This is a genomic window from Lentzea sp. NPDC036955 (assembly GCF_055608005.1).
This window is the reverse complement of the sequence record NZ_JBVJRC010000004.1, coordinates 13,256-28,941: the sequence shown is the minus strand read 5'-3', so window position 1 is coordinate 28,941 and position 15,686 is coordinate 13,256. Positions and strand designations below refer to the sequence as shown.

Here is a 15,686-nt window from a genome sequence, read left to right as displayed (position 1 = left end):
TCCCCGAGGTGGGTCCGTGCGGTCCTGTGGTGCGGAGCGTGCTATTCGTGGATGCGCCGGGGGTGGTGCCTGCGGCAGAGTTCACGGCGTGGATCAGCGCGAGATCATGCAGCGGGCGCTCGGCGTCCTGACGCTCACCTACGACGCCGAGGCGGGCGAGTCGAGCGACTACCTGCGCACGGCCCTCAAGTCGTTGCAGGAAGGCGTGTTCAGCTACGAGGTCAAGGTCGACGGCGAGCTCAACGAGGCCGGGGCCCAGGCCCTCAAGCAGGCGATGGACCAGGTGCTGTCGCAGTTCGGGTGGTTCACCGCGGGGCTGCTCTACGCGTTCCACGGGGTCGCGCAGGCCTACGAGAACGACTGCGAGGAGGCCGACGTCCAGGACGTGCTCAAGCAGCTCGCCCTCAGGCTCGCCGACTGAGCTCCGCGCGCACCCCGTCGGAGAACGGCGTCCACGCCTCGACCGCCCACGGGCCGAAGCGCAGGTCGGTCAGGGCGACGCAGGCCGCCGAGAGGTCCGGGTCGACCCACAGGAACGTGCCGGACTGGCCGAAGTGGCCGAACGTGCGCGGCGAGTGGGTCAGGCCGGTCCAGTGCGGCGACTTGCCGTCGCGGATCTCGAAGCCGAGGCCCCAGTCGTTCGGCTTCTGCATGCCGTAGCCGGGCAGCACGCCGTTCAGGCCGGGGAAGACCACCGAGGTCGCCTCGCGCACCAGCTCGGCCGAGACCAGCTTCGGCGCCAGCAGCTCCGCGGCGAACAGCGCCAGGTCGGCCGCGCTGGACTCGGCGCCCGCGCCGGCGCTGCCGACCAGCGCGGAGGAGGTCATGCCCAGCGGCGCGAAGACGGCCTCGTGCAGGTACTGCGGGAACGGGATCTCGCAGGCGTCGCCGACGAACGCGGCCAGCACGTCGAAGCCCGCGTTCGAGTAGATCCGCCGCTTCCCCGGCTCTGCCTGGACCTCCGGCTTGTCGAAGGCGTACCCGGCCGTGTGCGCGATCAGGTGCCGCACGGTGGCCCCCGGCGGCCCCGCGGGCTGGTCCCACTCGACCGCGCCCTCCTCGACGGCCACGAGCACCGCGTACGACGTCAGCAGCTTCGTGACCGACGCGAGCGGGAACACGCGCTGCTGGTCGCCCAGCGACCCCACCACGGTCCCGCCGGACACGACGGCCACGGCCACGTTCTCGGCCGGCCACGACGCTGCCACTTCGACGCTCTGCATGGGACAGACGTTAACGTTCGGGGGTGACAGTCCGGGAACTGATCGTCCTGGGAACGGCCAGCCAGGTCCCCACGCGCCAGCGCAACCACAACGGCTACCTGCTGCGGTGGGACGGCGAAGGCCTGCTGTTCGACCCCGGCGACGGCTCTCAGCGCCAGCTGCTGCGCTCGGGTGCGGCTGCGAGCGACATCACCCGCATCTGCATCACCCACTTCCACGGCGACCACTGCCTGGGCGTGCCCGGCATCGTGCAGCGGCTCAGCCTCGACCGCGTGCCGCACACCGTCCACGCGCACTTCCCGCGGTCGGGCGCCCACTTCTTCGAACGCCTCCGGCACGCGAGCGTCTTCTACGACGCCGCGGACGTCCAGGAGCAGCCGGTCGACGCCGACGGGCTCGTGGCGGAGGGGAAGTTCGGCCGGCTGGAGGCGTACCGGCTCGACCACGGCATCGACTCGTTCGGCTACCGGCTGGTCGAGCCAGATGGGCACCGGATGCTGCCGGAGAAGCTGGAGGAGCACGGCATCCGCGGCCCGCAGGTGCGCGAGCTGCAGCGCGACGGCGTGTTCGACGGGGTGCGCCTCGCCGACGTCAGCGAGCCGCGGCCCGGCCAGCGGTTCGCGTTCGTCATGGACACCCGGCTCTGCGACAACGTCTACGAGCTCGCCGACCGGGCCGACCTGCTGGTGATCGAGTCGACCTACCTCGCCCGCGACACCAGGCTCGCCGGCGACCACGGCCACCTCACCGCCCAGCAGGCCGCCCGCGTCGCCCAGGAGTCCGGGGTCCGCACGCTGGTGCTGACCCACTTCTCCCAGCGCTACGACGACCCGGCCGAGTTCCACGCCGAGGCGGCCGCGGAGTTCGACGGCGAGATCGTCGTGGCGAAGGACCTCGACCGCGTCCCGGTGCCGAAGCGGGTCAGCGGTCCACCGCGGCCCACTGGTCGCTGACGATCTCCTCCAGCGAGGAGTGCGCCGGCGTCCAGCCCAGCGACCGCAGCCGGGAGACGTCGGCCCGCTGCGCCTTCACCTCGTCCGGGTTCGCGGGCCGCCAGGTCACGTCCACGGACCGCCCGGTGACCGCCTCGACGGTGTCCAGCACCTCCCGCACCGACGCGGACGTGCCGCCGACGTTGTAGACGGTGGACGAGCCGGCCTCGCACGTCTCCAGCGCCGTCACGAAGGCCGTGGCGACGTCCCGCACGTGGACGAACTCGCGCACCGCGGACCCGTCGCCGTAGACCTCCATGCCCGGTCCCCGCCCGGCCGCCGTGGCGACCGCCCGCGTGATCACCCGAGTGGTGTCGGTGTCACCCCCTCCAGCGACGTTGAACAAACGCAGCGTGGCCGCCCCGATCCGGCCCGACCGCGCCGTCCACGCCACGAGGTCCTCGGCGGCCGCCTTCGACGCGGCGTAGGGGGAGGAGGGCTCCCGGACCGACTCCTCGGTCAGCGGCGCGTCCGACGGGCGGTACACCCCGGCCGTCGACGCGAGGAGGAACCGCTGGCCGTGCAACGCCTGCAGCAGGTTCAGCGTCCCGCCGACGTTGGTCTCCCAGTAGCCCAGTGGATCTCGGAACGACTCCCGCACCCGAGCAAGACCAGCCAGGTGGATGACGGCGTCGGCGTCCGGAACGTGGAACGGCTCCAAGACACGTTGACGGGACACCACTGGTTCATGTCCGTGAACCCGCAGCTCACGCACCACAAATCGACCCACGTACCCAGTGGCACCGGTCACCAGAACTCGCACGAGATGACCCTAAAGGTCCACCAAGGTTGGGCCGATAACACACGTGTGAGTTACCCCCATCGCGCTGTGCACACAAGCATCGCCGGACTCCTGCACGACGTGGCCGTGCAGGAGTGCAAGCGGCAGGAGTTCCTGCGCAACGTGGCCGACATCGTGGGAGCCGCACCCGCGCCCGGTCCCGCCGAGCTCACCACGCCGCTGCCCGCGATCAACCCCCGGCGCAGCTTCCTCAACCGCGTTGACCAGGTCCTCCGGGACGCGGCGCGCTCGCTGTAGAGCGGAAGATCGAACACTGATCCACCTGTGGCAGGGCCTGCGCTGACGGGCCCGCCGCAACATTCATCCGGCCGTTGCCGGACCGTGCTTCGACACGCATACCGGGTGGCTCTACGCTACGCGTCACCCGGCGATCGCCGGTCGCATCCTTCTGCTTCTTCTCAAAGCGGGTTTTCGGCGATGGATCATGTCTTCGCAGCGCTCAACGAGCGCTTGGGCGGATTGTTCGGTGACCGGTTGGTCGTGCTGGCCGGTGGTACGCGTCTGGCGAAACGCGCGCATGAGCTCCATGCGCTCGGTGCCCGCCATACGCTCGTGCTGGATACCGATGATCATGCCCCGCTTCATGATTCCGAGATCGCCCGTTGGGTGTCGCTGGGCATCAAGGGCGGCTTCGTCGCGGTCGAGCAGCGCCGTCTCGGCAAGCTGCTGACCAAGCCGAGCGCCGAGGTGCGCGGCATCCTGGGCGACTTCGACCCGGCGGCGGAGGCCGTCGTCATCAGCACGCCCTACAACGAGATCGACACCTTTCAGGGGCGTCCGGTCCTCAACGCGCGCCGCCGCGAGTGGGTCGAGCTGGAGAACAAGACCACCATCGACGCGCTCTGGGACGAGCTCTCCGCCCCGCGTGCGCCCGCGCTGGTGTTCGACCTCGACTTCGAACGCCTCTGGGGCGCCTCGGAGATCCTGGACCGCGGCGCCGGCGTCGTGTGGTCCGGTGACGGGCCCGCGATCAACGGCGGCGCGAACTTCGTGCGCCGGGTGCGGTCCTACGAGGAGGCCAAGGAGGCCTTCGACGTGCTCGCGCCCAAGTGCGAGCAGGTGCGCGTGATGCCGTTCCTGGAAGGCATCCCGGTGAGCGTGCACGGCATCGTGTTCCCCGACGGCACCGCGGTGCTGCGCCCGATCGAGATGGTCGTGCCGCGCCGCCAGGGCCAGGCCAAGTTCCTGTACGCGGGCTGCGCGTCGTTCTACGACCCGCCCGTGTGGATCCGCGACCAGATGCGCAACCTCGCGCGGCGCGTCGGCGAGCACCTGCGTTCCACGGTCGACTACCGCGGCACGTTCACGCTCGACGGCATCGCGACCGAGGACGGCTTCCTGCCGACCGAGATCAACACCCGCTACGGCGGCGCGATGGTGTGCTTCGAGGACGCCGTCCCGTCGCTGCCGCTCGCTCTGGTCCAGGTGGCCCTGGTGGCCGGCTGGGACCTCGGCGTCTCGTCGATGCAGTTCGAGGAGCTCGTGCTGGCGGCGGCGGACGGCCTGCGCTCCGGCGCGGTCGGTGCCAACGTCCGCGCGGTGCAGCCCACCGAGGTCGACGAGCGGCGGCTGGTCTTCACCGGCTGGGCGTGCCGCCTGGCGCACCAGGACGAGCCCGCGCACGCGACGTTGCGGCTCAGCCCGTCCCCGATCGGCGGCCGGCTCGACCTGGACCTGCACCGGGAGAACATGCCGGTCGGCGCGCCGGTGGCCGCGCTGACCGTGGCGGCGTTCGCCCTGGCCGACCAGGAGTGGGGGACCGGTCTCGGTGCCCTGGAGCCCGCGATCGCCGTCGAGGACACCCAGCCGCTCGACCAGCCTCTCGAACAGGAAGCCGTCATCGCCTGACGCTGTCGGCGCACGCGGGGCCCTTTCGTGCGCTAGAAGAGTACGAAAGCTCCCCGCGTGCACTCACGAGGCGCCCTCGTCGCCGGGGTGTTGTCGGCGTACGCGGGGGCCTTTCGTGCGCTAGAAGAGTACGAAAGCTCCCCGCGTGTACTCACCAGGCGCCCTCGTCGCCGGGACGTTGTCGGCGCACGCGGGGGCCTTTCGTGCGCCAGGAGAGTACGAAAGCTCCCCGCGTGCACCTACCAGGCGCCCTCGTCGCCGTAGGCGGCGGTGAGGGCGAGCTGGTAGCCGAGCAGCGCCGCGGTGACCTCACGCGGCTGGTGCGCCGGTCGCACGAGTCCCTCGCCGAGCACCTTCGGCTGCGACTCCACGAGCTCCGGTGTCCGCTTCAGCAGCGCGAGAGCGATCTCAGCGGCCTCGGCGAGCATCTCGTCCTCGTCGTCGAGCACGTCCTGCATCAGCCCCACGACGAACGACGGCAGCCGCTCCGGCACCGCGCACGCGAGCGCCACCAGGCACCCGACCCGTTCCGACGCCAGCGCCTCGAAGATCTTCGGCGCGCCCTGGGCGACGGCGTGCCGGGTCTGCGTGAGCCAGTCCGGTGCTGTCCTCGGCAGCTCGCGGCCCAGCGCGTTCCACCGCCGGTGGGTGCGCCGGCCCTCCTCGGTGAAGCCCTTGCCCGCCAACGCGAGCGCGGCCAGCAGGAAGATGACCCGGTCCCGCACGTCGGCGGCCACCTTGTACGAGGCGCCCAGCTCGACCAGGAACGGCACCGCGCAGAACGAGGCCTCCGACACCGTGTCGTCGGTCAGCAGCCGGTCTGCGAGCGAGGTGAACGCCTCCAGCCTGACCTCGGGCGACGGGTCCACCAACGCGCGCAGCAGACCGGGCAGCCGTTCGGCGCCGCCCCGGCCGTCGTAGACCTCGACCCAGGAAATCCTGTCGAGTCCGCGCAACGGGTCAGGCCGTTGCCAGGCACGCGGCAGTTCCATGCGGGAAACCTACGGGATGTCCGGCAAAGCCATGAGAAGCCGCGCCCGTACGATCTCGCCGTGTCCTTCTCGGTGGCCGACATCTTCTCCGGTGCGGGCGGGATGAGCTTCGGCTTCCACGCCCACCGCGACTTCCGGGTCGTCGGCGCGGCGGACGCGCAGATCGGCAAGCCCTCGTCGCGCCTCGGTTCGTTGCGCTGCAACGACACCTACCGGGCCAACATCGGCGTCGATCCGCTGGAGGTCGACCTCGCCCGCATCTCGCCCTCGGCGTTGCGCGAGGTCTGGGGCCTGCGCCGCGGCGAGCTCGACGTGCTGCTGGCGTGCCCGCCGTGCTCCGGTTTCAGCCGCATCACCGCCGCGAACCACCTGCGCGACGACCCGCGCAACTCGCTGGTCGGCCGGATCGCCGTCTACGCCGAGGAGCTGCGGCCCAGGACGATCCTGGTGGAGAACGCCCGCGAGCTGGTGAAGGGCAAGCAGCGCCACCACTTCGACCAGCTCGCCGACTCGCTGACCGAGCTCGGCTACGACGTCACCGGCGGCACCCACCTGCTGTCCGACTACGGCCTGCCCCAGCTGCGCGAGCGGTCGCTGATGGTGGCCGTGGACGCCGGCCTGCCCCTGCGCACGCTGCACGACGTGTGGGAGGGCCTGCAGCTGCGCCCGGCCGCCGCCACGGTCCGCCGCGCGATCGGCAAGCTGCCGCCCGTCGAGGCCGGTCTCGCGCACCCCGAAGACCCGATCCACGTGTCGCCGACCTTCTCCCAGGACCGCAGCCTCGACCGGATGCGCGCCATCCCCGCGGACGGCGGTTCGTGGGCCGACCTGCTGCGCTCACCGGAAACCGCGGAGCTGCTGAATCCCGCACAACGCAAAATCGTCGAGCAGCAGAACTGGGGTTCTCACCCGGACGTGTACGGCCGGATGTGGTGGGACGAACCGGCCCGCACCATCAAGCGCGAATGCGGCCACGTCGGCAACGGCCGTTATGCCCACCCCGAACAGCACCGCCTCTGCACGGTCAGGGAGATGGCGCTGCTGCAGGGCTTCCCGCGGCAGTTCAAGTTCGACGTCTCCATTCTCGGCAACGCCTACCGGCACGTCGGAGATGCCGTTCCGCCGCTCATCGCCTACCAGCTCGCGGGCCTGACGAAGTGGATTCTCACCGGTCAGCGCCCCGAGCCCCGCGACCTCTGCCTGCGCGGCACCTCATTGCGCCCTGGTGACATCCGTCCCACCGCCGTTACCGAATTGGTGGCTTGAGAGTGAACCGCGAGCGTTCTGGGTACGTAGCAGGACGCCATGGAAGATAACTGTTGGGCAACGAATTTATCGTCACCTGACAAAAGCGATGCATCAGCCATCGATCCACTGTGGACCTTTTTGGCACGTTTTGGCAGCTCACGTTATGTATGATGCGATCTTCATACCTCGCTCAACCGGGTGACACCCCATCGGCTAACGTCCCGCTCGCTTCCTGTCGGTTCGGTGTCGACTTCCGGTGTCCACCGCTCCGGCCGAAGTACTCGACTTTTCCTGCGTTCGGGCTAACTTCAGCGAGCAAGGAGACCCATGGCTTCCCGGTTGAGGATCGGCGCGGCGCTTCTCGGCGCTGCTGCCCTCCTGTCCCTCTCGACCCCCGCGGCGTTCGCCGACGTCGTCGTCACGCCCATCGAGGGCGACTGGCAGTACGGCCATGACGTCTACCTCGTGCCCAAGGTCGGCAACACCCCTCCCCGGCACAACGACGAGTTCAGCACCGGCCTGATCGGTGTCAAGCTCAAGGAAGACGGCAAGGAGGGCCGCTTCCAGGCGTACTGCGTGGAGCTGCCGACCGACCTGGAGAAGGGCAAGCCCCTCCAGGAGGTGCCGTGGGACAAGCACCCCAACCCGAGCACCAAGTTCAAGGACAACGCGGGCAAGGTCCTCTGGATCCTGACCAACTCGTTCCCGACCAAGTCGGTCAAGGAAGTCAACGACAAGTTCGGCGACGGCAAGAAGCCGTACGACGACCGCGAGATCATCGCGGCCACGCAGGCGGCGATCTGGCACTTCACCGACGGTGCCCAGCTCGACGAAGCCAGGGAGCTCGCCGGCGGTGAGAAGGGCGGCGGCGCCGACCTCGTCAAGCTCTACAAGAAGTTCCTCGCGGAAGCCCAGGACCTGAAGAACGACCAGCCGAAGCCGACGCTGCAGGTCGAGCCGGCCGAGGTCAAGGGTGTGGCCGGTGGGCTGCTCGGCCCGTTCACGGTCACGACGACCGCGGGCGAGATCACGCTGACCGCGAAGCTCCCCAAGGGCGTCACGATCACGGACAAGGACCGCAAGCCGCTCGCCGTCGCGAGCTCGGGTGACGAGCTGACGGCCAAGGCCAAGGACACGGCCGAGAAGGTCACCGAGTTCTACGTCGACGTGCCCGGCGACGCCAAGCCCGGCCAGGTCGAGCTGACGGTCAAGGCGGAGGCCTCGCTGCAGGCCGGTCGGTTGTTCGTGTCCGAGGACAGGAACCAGAAGACCCAGTCGCTGGTGATCGCCAAGGCCTCCGAGGTGAAGGTCGAGAAGCCGGCTCGGGCCGAGTGGACCGCGGGGACGACGGTTCCGCCGACGACCACGACGACGACCACCACGACCACCACCCAGCCGACCACGACGACGGTCCCGCCGACCACGACGACCACGGCCCCGCCGGCTCCGGGTGGTGGCACGGACGAGGACCTCGCCTCGACCGGTGCCTCGATCCTGTGGCCGCTCGTGGGTGGCCTCGTGCTCATCGGTGGCGGTGTCGCCGCGCTGTTCGTGGTGCGGCGCAAGAAGGCCGGCGCCTGATCTGAGCGCCTGACAGACGAACGCCCCCTGGGTCCGCGCCGGTCCAGGGGGCGTTTGCTGTCTCATGGGCCGGAACCGGTCAACGCCGGGCCAGCCCCACCACGCTGATGTCCCCGTCGGCCACCGCCACGTCCCGCTGCGACGAAGCGCCCGAGAAGATCGCCCTGGCCGGGTCGCGGAAGTTCGCCACCACCTCGACGCGCTGCACCGGCTTGGCCGTCGGGATCACCGTCTCGGCCTCCCAGGTCCGCCCGAACCGCACGAGGTGGGTCAGGACGTTCGGCTTGCCGTCCTCGGTCGCGTAGACGCGCCAGGTGAGCGGGTCCACGGGTTCGATCTCGCGGGTGCGCAGGCCGCGGGCCACCTCGCGGGTGTCCCAGCTCCGGCCGTTCCACGTCGAGAGGTGGTTGCGGAGCGGGCCGCCGTCGGGGTCGCCGGAGAACCACAGGACGAACGGCCGGCCCAGCACCGTGCCGACCTGCTGGACGTAGTCGGGGGACTTGACGTTGTTCGGGACGGTCAGCGGGGTCTCCGCGACCTTCAGGAACGACTCCTGGTCGGCGTCGTCCACCTGGGTGCCCAGGTCGCGGCCGGACGCCGAGTAGAAGTGCAGGTCGCGGGGGTCGAACCAGGTGTAGTAGATGTTGCGGTGGTAGCGGTCGTGCTTGTGGCCCTCGAAGCCGCCGCCGGCGAGCGTGTAGGCGATGCGGACGCGGCCAGAGTCCTCCAGGCGGAGCTGACCGATGTAGATCTCGTTCATGTTGTCGGCGCGCGCGGTGGAGCCGATGGCGAACGGGTGGCCGGTGAGCTCGGTGGAGCTCTTCCACGTCTTGCCGTTGTCCTTCGACACCACGTAGAGCATCGGGCGGGTGTCGGTGGGGACGTTCGGGTCGAGGTCGCCCGAGGTCTCGCGGTAGAACACGTAGATCGTGCCGTCACGGGTCACGAACGGCATCGGGTACGTGGCCGCGTTCTTGGAGATCACGGTTTCGGCCCACGTGCCGTCGGCCGAGTGCGGCCGGGGTGAGCGGGACATGCGCAGCTCGACGTTGTGCATGCCGCGGAAGACCAGCAGGTGGCCGTCGCGGGCCTGGACCACCGTCGGGTAGTTGTGGGCGTCCGAGTCGCCGTCGGCGATGCGGTGCGGGGGCGACCAGGTGGCCGCGCGGTGGTCGTACGACTGGACGTAGCTGTCCTCGTACTGGCCCGCCCACGAGATGAACGTCTTGCCGGCCTTCCGGTCGTGCACCCCGCCGGCGACGGGGCGGCGGTCGCTGCGGGCCGCCACGTTCGTGGCCGTGGTCGTCACCGCGAACTCCGCCTTCCCGGGCTTCCCGGCCGTGGCGTTGGCCGGGGGGACTGCGACGAGCGGCAACAGCAGTGCTGCGGACATAACTCCACGCAGGAGCCGTGTCATGGGGCGATCCTCCTGGTTCTGGCCGCGACGGCGGCCGACCAGGCGGCGGCGTGGCACATCATGGTTGCGCCGGGCCGACTTGTCCAGGTGCAGTCAGCGTGATCGCGCCTATCACCACGCGGGGGCTCCTCGGGTACCCTGCGTCAGGAGCGGAGGAGCACCACATGAACTTCGACGAGATCAAGAACAAGGCCCTGGACCTGGCTCAGCAGCACCACGAGCAGGTCGACAAGGGTGTCGACGCGGCGGCTGACTTCGTCGCGCAGAAGTTCGGTCACGAAGAGCAGGTCGACTCGGTTGCCGAGAAGATCAAGGACATCCTTCCAGGTGGATGAGTGAACTCCTTCAACGCCACTGACGCGGGGCGGGTCACCTCGAACGGGGAGACCCGCTCTCCTTCTGCACGCCGGCCCGAGATGATCACCTGGCAGGGGCTCCACGAGCCCCGGCTGGAGCAGGTCAGGCTGCTGCTGTCGAACGACCAGCGCCTGCGCGCCTCCGGCCGGCTGGTCGCCGCCGGGCCGGACGAGCAGTTCAACGCCTCGTTCGAGGTCTCCGTCGGCGAGAGCGGCCAGGTCAACCGGCTGCTGCTGCGCACGGCCACGGTGCTGGAGGAGCGGCAGTGCTCGCTCAGCCGCACCGAGGACGGTGCCTGGCTCGTCGACCACGGCCAGGGCGCCAAGCGCGAGACGTTCAACGACGCGCTCGACGTCGACGTGCAGTTCTCCGTGCTGTTCAACGCCATCCCGATCCGGCGGCTGGACCTGCACCGCGAGGAGGGCGAGCACAACCTGCCGGTCGTGCGGGTCTCGCTGCCCGACCTCACGGTGCGCGCGGTCACCCAGACCTACAAGACGATCTCGATCGGCGACGAGGTCTCGGTGGTGCGCTTCAAGAGCGGCGGGTTCGAGCAGAACATCAAGGTCGACCAGAACGGCCTGGTGCTCGAGTACCCGTTGATCTCGAAGCGCATCTGACCGGTCAGAACACCTCGGCGAGCGGTTCCGGGTCGATCGCGGGCTCGGCGGCCCTGACGCGGAACCGTTCCGGCGCGGGCCGCCGACCAGGCCCGCGCGGTTCTGGCGCGCCCCCGAAACCCGGCGACTAGACCCGCACGGCCACCGCGACGCCCTGGCCCACGCCGACGCACGCGGCAGCGATGCCCACGCCGCCACCGCGTTGCCGCAGGTGGCGGCACACGTCGATGATCACGCGCGGCATCGAGGCGCCGAGCGGGTGCCCGTAGGCGATGGCGCCGCCGTGCACGTTGACCTTCTCCTTGTCGATCTCCGGCAGGTGGTGCAGCACCGACAGCGCCATGGCCGCGAACGCCTCGTTGACCTCCCACAGGTCGACGTCGGCCGCGTCGAGGTGCAGGCGCTTCAGCAGCTTCCTGATCGCTGACACCGGCGCCACGGTGAACCGGTGCGGCTCCTCACCGGTCGTGGCGCTGCCCAGCACCTCGCCCAGCGGTTCCACGCCCAGCTCGGCCGCGAGCGCCTCCGTGCCGAGCAACGCGGCCAGCGCGCCGTCGTTCAGCGGCGAGGCGTTGCCCGCGGTCACCGAGCCGGTGTCGGAGAACGCGGGCTTGAGCTTGGCCAGCTTCTCGGCGCTCGTGTCGGCGCGGACGTTCTCGTCGCGGCGCACCGCCGTGCCGTCGGGCAGCTGCACGGGGAACGCGAACCCCTCGTGCACGCCTGCGTCCCACGCCGCCGCCGCACGCCGGTGCGACCGCAGCGCGAAGTTGTCCATCTGCTCACGGGTGATGCCGAGCTCATGGGCGACGGTCTCCGCGGCCAGCCCCAGCGGCACCGTGTAGTGCTTCGGCATCCGCGGGTTCACCAGCCGCCAGCCCAGCGCCGTGGACACCGTCTCCAGCCGGTCGGGGAACGCCCGGTCCGGCCGCGCGGTCACGAACGGCGCCCGGCTCATGCCCTCGACCCCGCCCGCGATCAGCAGGTCGGCGTCCCCGGTGACCAGCGCCCGCGCGCCCTGGATGATCGCCTCGCCACCGGACGCGCACAGCCGGTTCAGCGTCGCGCCCGGCACGCTCACCGGCAGCCCCGCCAGCAACGCCGCCATGCGCGCCACGTTGCGGTTGTCCTCACCCGCGCCGTTCGCGTCGCCGAGCAGCACGTCGTCGATGCGCGCGAGGTCGAGGCCGGGGTAGCGGCGCAGCAGGTCCACGATGGGCAGAGCGGCGAGGTCGTCCACCCGGATGCCGGACAGCCCTCCCCGGTACCGGCCGAACGGCGTGCGGGCTGCGTCGAGGATCAAAGCGCGGGCCATTGGTCCATCTTGGGGTCTACGGCTTCAGCAAGAAGGGAACGTAACCCGTTTCGGGGTGTGCCTCCGGGTCGGTGCTGAACGCCCTGACCTCGATCGCGTGCGGCCCTTCCGTGAGCGAGGCGGTGTTCAGCGAGATCCGCCACCGGCCCGCGCCCGCGGGCCCGTCCGCCGTGGTGGGGACGGTCGCGATGTGAGTGCCGTCGAGCCTGACCTCGAACCCGGCGAGACCCGCGACCGCCGCGTCCAGCGCGGTGATCCTGATCTCCAGCACGACCCGGCCCCTCGCGAGCGCGGCACCGTTCTGCACGGGCTGACCACCCGAGTCGAGCACCTCGGCGACGGGGTCGGCCAGCGACGGGCGGGCGTCCACGAGCGGGCTGCCCGAGTCGCGCTTCGAGATGCCGGAGACGGGGCCGGTGAGCTCGACGTCGGTGTGCGTGACCTGGACGCGGTCCGCGGTGAGCAGCCCGACGTTCAGGGTGTCGGTGAACGCCTCCCGCGGCAGGTCGGCCACGGCCGCGTACTCGGCGCCGGGCTTCCACTGCTGGCCCTCGACAGCGGGCCGCAGCGGCACCTCGACGTCGTTGACCTCCACCCGGTCGACCGGCGGACCCTCCCCGGAGGGGATCAGCGCGAGCCGCAGCTGACCGGCGGTGACGTCCGGGATGCGCTTGACCGGCGCGGGTGCCGCGTCGACCCGGACGTTCGGCGCGGGCACGTTCGGGGGCGCCTCCGCCGCGGCGGCGCGGAAGCCGATCAGGTCGATGCCGGCCCTCACCCGGTCACCGGCGAGCGCGGCGATCCCGGCGAGAGCGGTCGCCTCCCGCCACGGCGGCACGAACGGCGAGGTCGCGACCACCTCGCCGTCGCGGTGCACCTGGACGCCGCTGGGCCCGACCACCAGCTCCCAGCGCACGCTCGTGCCCGGCACGGCGGCGGGGACCGGCTTGGTCGCGGTGCCGCCGGGGACGAGCTCGACGACCGAGTTGCCGGCCGCGTCGGTGCTGACGGTGGCGCGGACGGCGTTCGGCAGCACCGGTTCGCCCTGCACGCTCACCGGACCGGGGACCAGGTCCAGCAGCAGCCTGCCGCCGCTGCCGGGGGCGTCGGTCTCCACGACGAACCGGCTCTCGTCCGGCCCGCGGACGAACGGCGTGCGGGCGCGCAACGACACCGCGCGCGTGCCGCAGCTGCTGCTGATCACGAGCCGGTCGTGGTCGTCGTCGTCACCGGAGGTCGCGCGGGCGCAGTCGGTGCGCTTGCCGAACCGCCAGCGCCCCTGGTCCGGCTCGTCGGTGCCGTCGAACCGGTCGACGAACGAGTACTGCGCGGTGTCGGCCCGCGGCGTCGCCCTCGTGCGGGCGGGCTCGGAGTACTGGCCGAACGAGTCCACCGCGCGGATCTCGACCTCCTGCTCCTGGTCGTTGCGCAGACCGTTGAGCTGGGTGCCGGGCCGGGTCACGAGCTTGCGGTGCTCACCCCAGCGCACCTCGTAGGCGGGGGCGTCACCGGTCCACGTGAGCTGCACGCGGTGGTGACCGGGGCGGGCGGTGACGGCACCCGGCGCGGCGGGACGGCCCTGCGGACCCGGCACGAGCGCGAGGTCGGCCGCGAACGGCTTGAGCTTCGTCGGCGGCGGCGGAAGCTCGGGCGTGGTCGGGTCGCCGGTGTCCCTCAGGAGGACGACACCGACCACCAGGGCCAGGCCTGCGACGGCGAAGGCGACCCGCTTCATGTGGTCACGCTAAGGCGTTGTGCGCAGCTCGAACACGGTTTCGGTGGTAACGGGTTCGCCATGATCGGCCGGAAGGACGCTCAGCTTGAGCCGGGGGCGGGCACCGAGGTCCGCGGCGTTGAGCCAGAACTCGTGCCGGCCGGGAACGGCGCCGCCCTGCTCGTTCGTCGGCAGTGCCACGACGCGCTTGCCGTCGAGCTCCAGCTCGATGCCGCGGTGGCCGATCGCGTTGATCTCCGCGGTGACGAGCACGCGCCCGGTACGGGGCAGCTGCTGCGGTGGTGTGGTGCCGTCCTCGTGCATGACCTGCAGCCGGGGCGGGCCGGTTCTCATGCCGCCCGGCCGGTCGGGCAGCCGGGGCAGCGTGCCGGGGCGGCTCTCCGGTTTGCGGAACACCACGAGCTGCGCGTCCCGCGGCGCCTCGACCCCGCGGTCGCCCAGCGGCAGGTCCACCACCGACGGCTCCTCGCCCCGCAACGTCACGAGCTTCGCGGCGATGGCGTCGTGCGGCACCTCGACCGTCGCCGGGAGGACCTCGGTGGGCACCGCCCGTTCCTCGACGCCGCCGACCCCGAACGAGTCGAGGAAACCGCCGCCGTCGATCCGGATCCGCGGGTGCGCCAGCGGGGTGGTGAGCACGACCGGCTCACCCGCGACCACCACGCCGTCGCGCACCGCCAGCACCGCGTCGGGCAGCACCCGCAGCTCCCAGCGGTGCCGCACACCCGCCACGAGCCCCGTCAGCGGCGCGTCGCCCAGCTCGACCTGCCGGTCGCTGCGCGGCAGGTCGGGATCGGCGACGATGCGCGTGCCCTGGGTGGTGATGTCGAGGCTGACCGCGCCCTTCGGCTGGAACTCCTGGTCCTTCAGGAAGTGCCACGGCGCGGGCAGCAACGTCAGCCGCACGTGGCTCGACTCGACCGCACCGGCGACGCTGATGATCGCCCGCCCGGTCGCACCGTCCCGGCCGGGCACCCCGAACCGGATCGGCGTGTTCGACTGGAACATCGCCGTGCCGCAGTCCACGTCGACCCGCTTGCCCCGGCCGAACGGCCGCAGCCCCAGGCAGTTCTGCTCCGCCTCGACCCGCCACTTGCGCGGGTCCAGCGCCTCCGGCCCGTCGAACCGCTCCGGCTGCCCGACGAGCTCGTCGTCCCACCGGTCGTCGTAGAGGTCCTGGGGCGTGGCGGTGATCATCAGCGGCTCTGAGCGCCGCCCGATCGCGTTGACCGCGCGCACCTCGACCCTGACCTCCTGGTCCGGCCGCAACCCGGCGAGCTCGACCTCGGGGTTCGGCACCAGCTGCTCGTTGCCGTTCCACCGCACCTCGTAGGCCGGTGCGCTGCCGGCCCAGCTGACCTGCACCGCGTCCGCGTCGAGCGCCTGCGTCCGCGGACTGGCCGGCTTGACCGGCTCCTGCTGCTGCACGACCCGCACCCGGTCGTCGACCTCGCGCTTCAGGTTGTCCGGCGCATCGCTCGCCCGCAGCGCGACCACGGCAGCCACGACCAGCGCGAGCCCACCGAGCCCACCCGCGAGCGTCCGTCGATCCACCCGGC

General features: G+C 71.2%; 16 protein-coding genes. 8 read left to right on the top strand and 8 right to left on the bottom strand.

All coding sequences use genetic code 11. From position 1 onward, the window contains the following. The first annotated feature begins 88 nt into the window (after positions 1–88). Positions 89–421, top strand: a complete 333-nt coding sequence (locus ACZ7CF_RS13495; RefSeq protein WP_065915332.1) for a hypothetical protein — start codon at positions 89–91, stop codon at positions 419–421. Here ACZ7CF_RS13495 and ACZ7CF_RS13490 read toward each other — a convergent pair. Next, complete coding sequence (locus tag ACZ7CF_RS13490) at positions 405–1,223, bottom strand: serine hydrolase domain-containing protein (protein ID WP_458429725.1); 819 nt, start codon at positions 1,221–1,223, stop codon at positions 405–407. The genes ACZ7CF_RS13495 and ACZ7CF_RS13490 overlap by 17 nt on opposite strands. Positions 1,224–1,246: 23 nt before the next feature. On the opposite strand from ACZ7CF_RS13490, the gene ACZ7CF_RS13485 reads away from it, so the two are divergent. Continuing rightward, positions 1,247–2,176: a ribonuclease Z gene (locus ACZ7CF_RS13485; RefSeq protein WP_360396928.1), complete on the top strand. Its 930-nt coding sequence runs from the start codon at positions 1,247–1,249 to the stop codon at positions 2,174–2,176. Here ACZ7CF_RS13485 and ACZ7CF_RS13480 read toward each other — a convergent pair. Further along, positions 2,145–2,966, bottom strand: coding sequence for an NAD-dependent epimerase/dehydratase family protein (locus ACZ7CF_RS13480; RefSeq protein ID WP_470369985.1), 822 nt, complete (start codon positions 2,964–2,966; stop codon positions 2,145–2,147). The two genes, ACZ7CF_RS13485 and ACZ7CF_RS13480, sit on opposite strands and share 32 nt — an antisense overlap. Positions 2,967–3,044: 78 nt before the next feature. Here ACZ7CF_RS13480 and ACZ7CF_RS13475 point away from each other — a divergent pair, with 78 nt between their 5' ends. After that, positions 3,045–3,254 carry a hypothetical protein gene (locus ACZ7CF_RS13475; protein ID WP_360396927.1) on the top strand — a complete coding sequence of 70 codons (210 nt, stop codon included), beginning with the start codon at positions 3,045–3,047 and terminating at the stop codon, positions 3,252–3,254. 123 nt (positions 3,255–3,377) lie between these two features. Here ACZ7CF_RS13475 and ACZ7CF_RS13470 read toward each other — a convergent pair whose 3' ends face one another. Further along, positions 3,378–3,590: a hypothetical protein gene (locus ACZ7CF_RS13470; RefSeq protein ID WP_360396926.1), complete on the bottom strand. Its 213-nt coding sequence runs from the start codon at positions 3,588–3,590 to the stop codon at positions 3,378–3,380. 33 nt (positions 3,591–3,623) lie between these two features. Here ACZ7CF_RS13470 and ACZ7CF_RS13465 point away from each other — a divergent pair, with 33 nt between their 5' ends. Then, on the top strand, positions 3,624–4,865 hold the full coding sequence (locus ACZ7CF_RS13465) for a hypothetical protein (protein WP_360396925.1): 1,242 nt from the start codon (positions 3,624–3,626) through the stop codon (positions 4,863–4,865). A 239-nt stretch (positions 4,866–5,104) separates the two neighbouring features. On the opposite strand, the gene ACZ7CF_RS13460 is transcribed toward ACZ7CF_RS13465, so the two are convergent. Then, positions 5,105–5,857, bottom strand: a complete 753-nt coding sequence (locus tag ACZ7CF_RS13460; protein ID WP_360396924.1) for a hypothetical protein — start codon at positions 5,855–5,857, stop codon at positions 5,105–5,107. A 60-nt stretch (positions 5,858–5,917) separates the two neighbouring features. Between ACZ7CF_RS13460 and ACZ7CF_RS13455 the strand changes: the two genes are divergently transcribed. After that, positions 5,918–7,123, top strand: a complete 1,206-nt coding sequence (locus tag ACZ7CF_RS13455; protein WP_360396923.1) for a DNA cytosine methyltransferase — start codon at positions 5,918–5,920, stop codon at positions 7,121–7,123. 309 nt (positions 7,124–7,432) lie between these two features. Then, on the top strand, positions 7,433–8,686 hold the full coding sequence (locus ACZ7CF_RS13450) for a thioester domain-containing protein (RefSeq protein ID WP_458429721.1): 1,254 nt from the start codon (positions 7,433–7,435) through the stop codon (positions 8,684–8,686). A gap of 79 nt (positions 8,687–8,765) precedes the next feature. On the opposite strand, the gene ACZ7CF_RS13445 is transcribed toward ACZ7CF_RS13450, so the two are convergent. After that, entirely contained in the window at positions 8,766–10,103 is a 1,338-nt protein-coding gene (locus tag ACZ7CF_RS13445) for a BNR-4 repeat-containing protein (RefSeq protein ID WP_470369696.1), read from the bottom strand. Between the two features lie 164 nt (positions 10,104–10,267). Here ACZ7CF_RS13445 and ACZ7CF_RS13440 point away from each other — a divergent pair, with 164 nt between their 5' ends. Together ACZ7CF_RS13440 and ACZ7CF_RS13435 are read left to right on the top strand one after the other, a co-directional pair. Beyond that, positions 10,268–10,438 carry an antitoxin gene (locus ACZ7CF_RS13440; RefSeq protein ID WP_360396920.1) on the top strand — a complete coding sequence of 57 codons (171 nt, stop codon included), beginning with the start codon at positions 10,268–10,270 and terminating at the stop codon, positions 10,436–10,438. Beyond that, a complete protein-coding gene (locus ACZ7CF_RS13435; protein ID WP_470369695.1) occupies positions 10,439–11,080 on the top strand; it encodes a putative glycolipid-binding domain-containing protein in 642 nt (213 codons plus the stop codon). Positions 11,081–11,207: 127 nt separating this feature from the next. On the opposite strand, the gene ACZ7CF_RS13430 is transcribed toward ACZ7CF_RS13435, so the two are convergent. The 3 genes from ACZ7CF_RS13430 to ACZ7CF_RS13420 are packed head-to-tail and all read right to left on the bottom strand — an operon-like array spanning position 11,208 to position 15,681. After that, complete coding sequence (locus ACZ7CF_RS13430; RefSeq protein WP_360396918.1) at positions 11,208–12,392, bottom strand: thiolase family protein; 1,185 nt, start codon at positions 12,390–12,392, stop codon at positions 11,208–11,210. Between the two features lie 16 nt (positions 12,393–12,408). Continuing rightward, on the bottom strand, positions 12,409–14,127 hold the full coding sequence (locus ACZ7CF_RS13425) for a hypothetical protein (protein WP_360396917.1): 1,719 nt from the start codon (positions 14,125–14,127) through the stop codon (positions 12,409–12,411). A gap of 9 nt (positions 14,128–14,136) precedes the next feature. Continuing rightward, complete coding sequence (locus ACZ7CF_RS13420; RefSeq protein WP_360396916.1) at positions 14,137–15,681, bottom strand: fibronectin type III domain-containing protein; 1,545 nt, start codon at positions 15,679–15,681, stop codon at positions 14,137–14,139. Between the last annotated feature and the right edge of the window lie 5 nt (positions 15,682–15,686).

Coding starts and splice junctions, on each gene's coding strand:
- ACZ7CF_RS13490 (WP_458429725.1), bottom strand. CDS start 1,223: ATGCAGAGCGTCGAAGTGGCAGCGTCGTGGCCGGCCGAGAACGTGGCC.
- ACZ7CF_RS13470 (WP_360396926.1), bottom strand. CDS start 3,590: ATGATCATCGGTATCCAGCACGAGCGTATGGCGGGCACCGAGCGCATG.
- ACZ7CF_RS13460 (WP_360396924.1), bottom strand. CDS start 5,857: ATGGAACTGCCGCGTGCCTGGCAACGGCCTGACCCGTTGCGCGGACTC.
- ACZ7CF_RS13450 (WP_458429721.1), top strand. CDS start 7,433: ATGGCTTCCCGGTTGAGGATCGGCGCGGCGCTTCTCGGCGCTGCTGCC.
- ACZ7CF_RS13445 (WP_470369696.1), bottom strand. CDS start 10,103: ATGACACGGCTCCTGCGTGGAGTTATGTCCGCAGCACTGCTGTTGCCG.
- ACZ7CF_RS13440 (WP_360396920.1), top strand. CDS start 10,268: ATGAACTTCGACGAGATCAAGAACAAGGCCCTGGACCTGGCTCAGCAG.
- ACZ7CF_RS13430 (WP_360396918.1), bottom strand. CDS start 12,392: ATGGCCCGCGCTTTGATCCTCGACGCAGCCCGCACGCCGTTCGGCCGG.
- ACZ7CF_RS13425 (WP_360396917.1), bottom strand. CDS start 14,127: ATGAAGCGGGTCGCCTTCGCCGTCGCAGGCCTGGCCCTGGTGGTCGGT.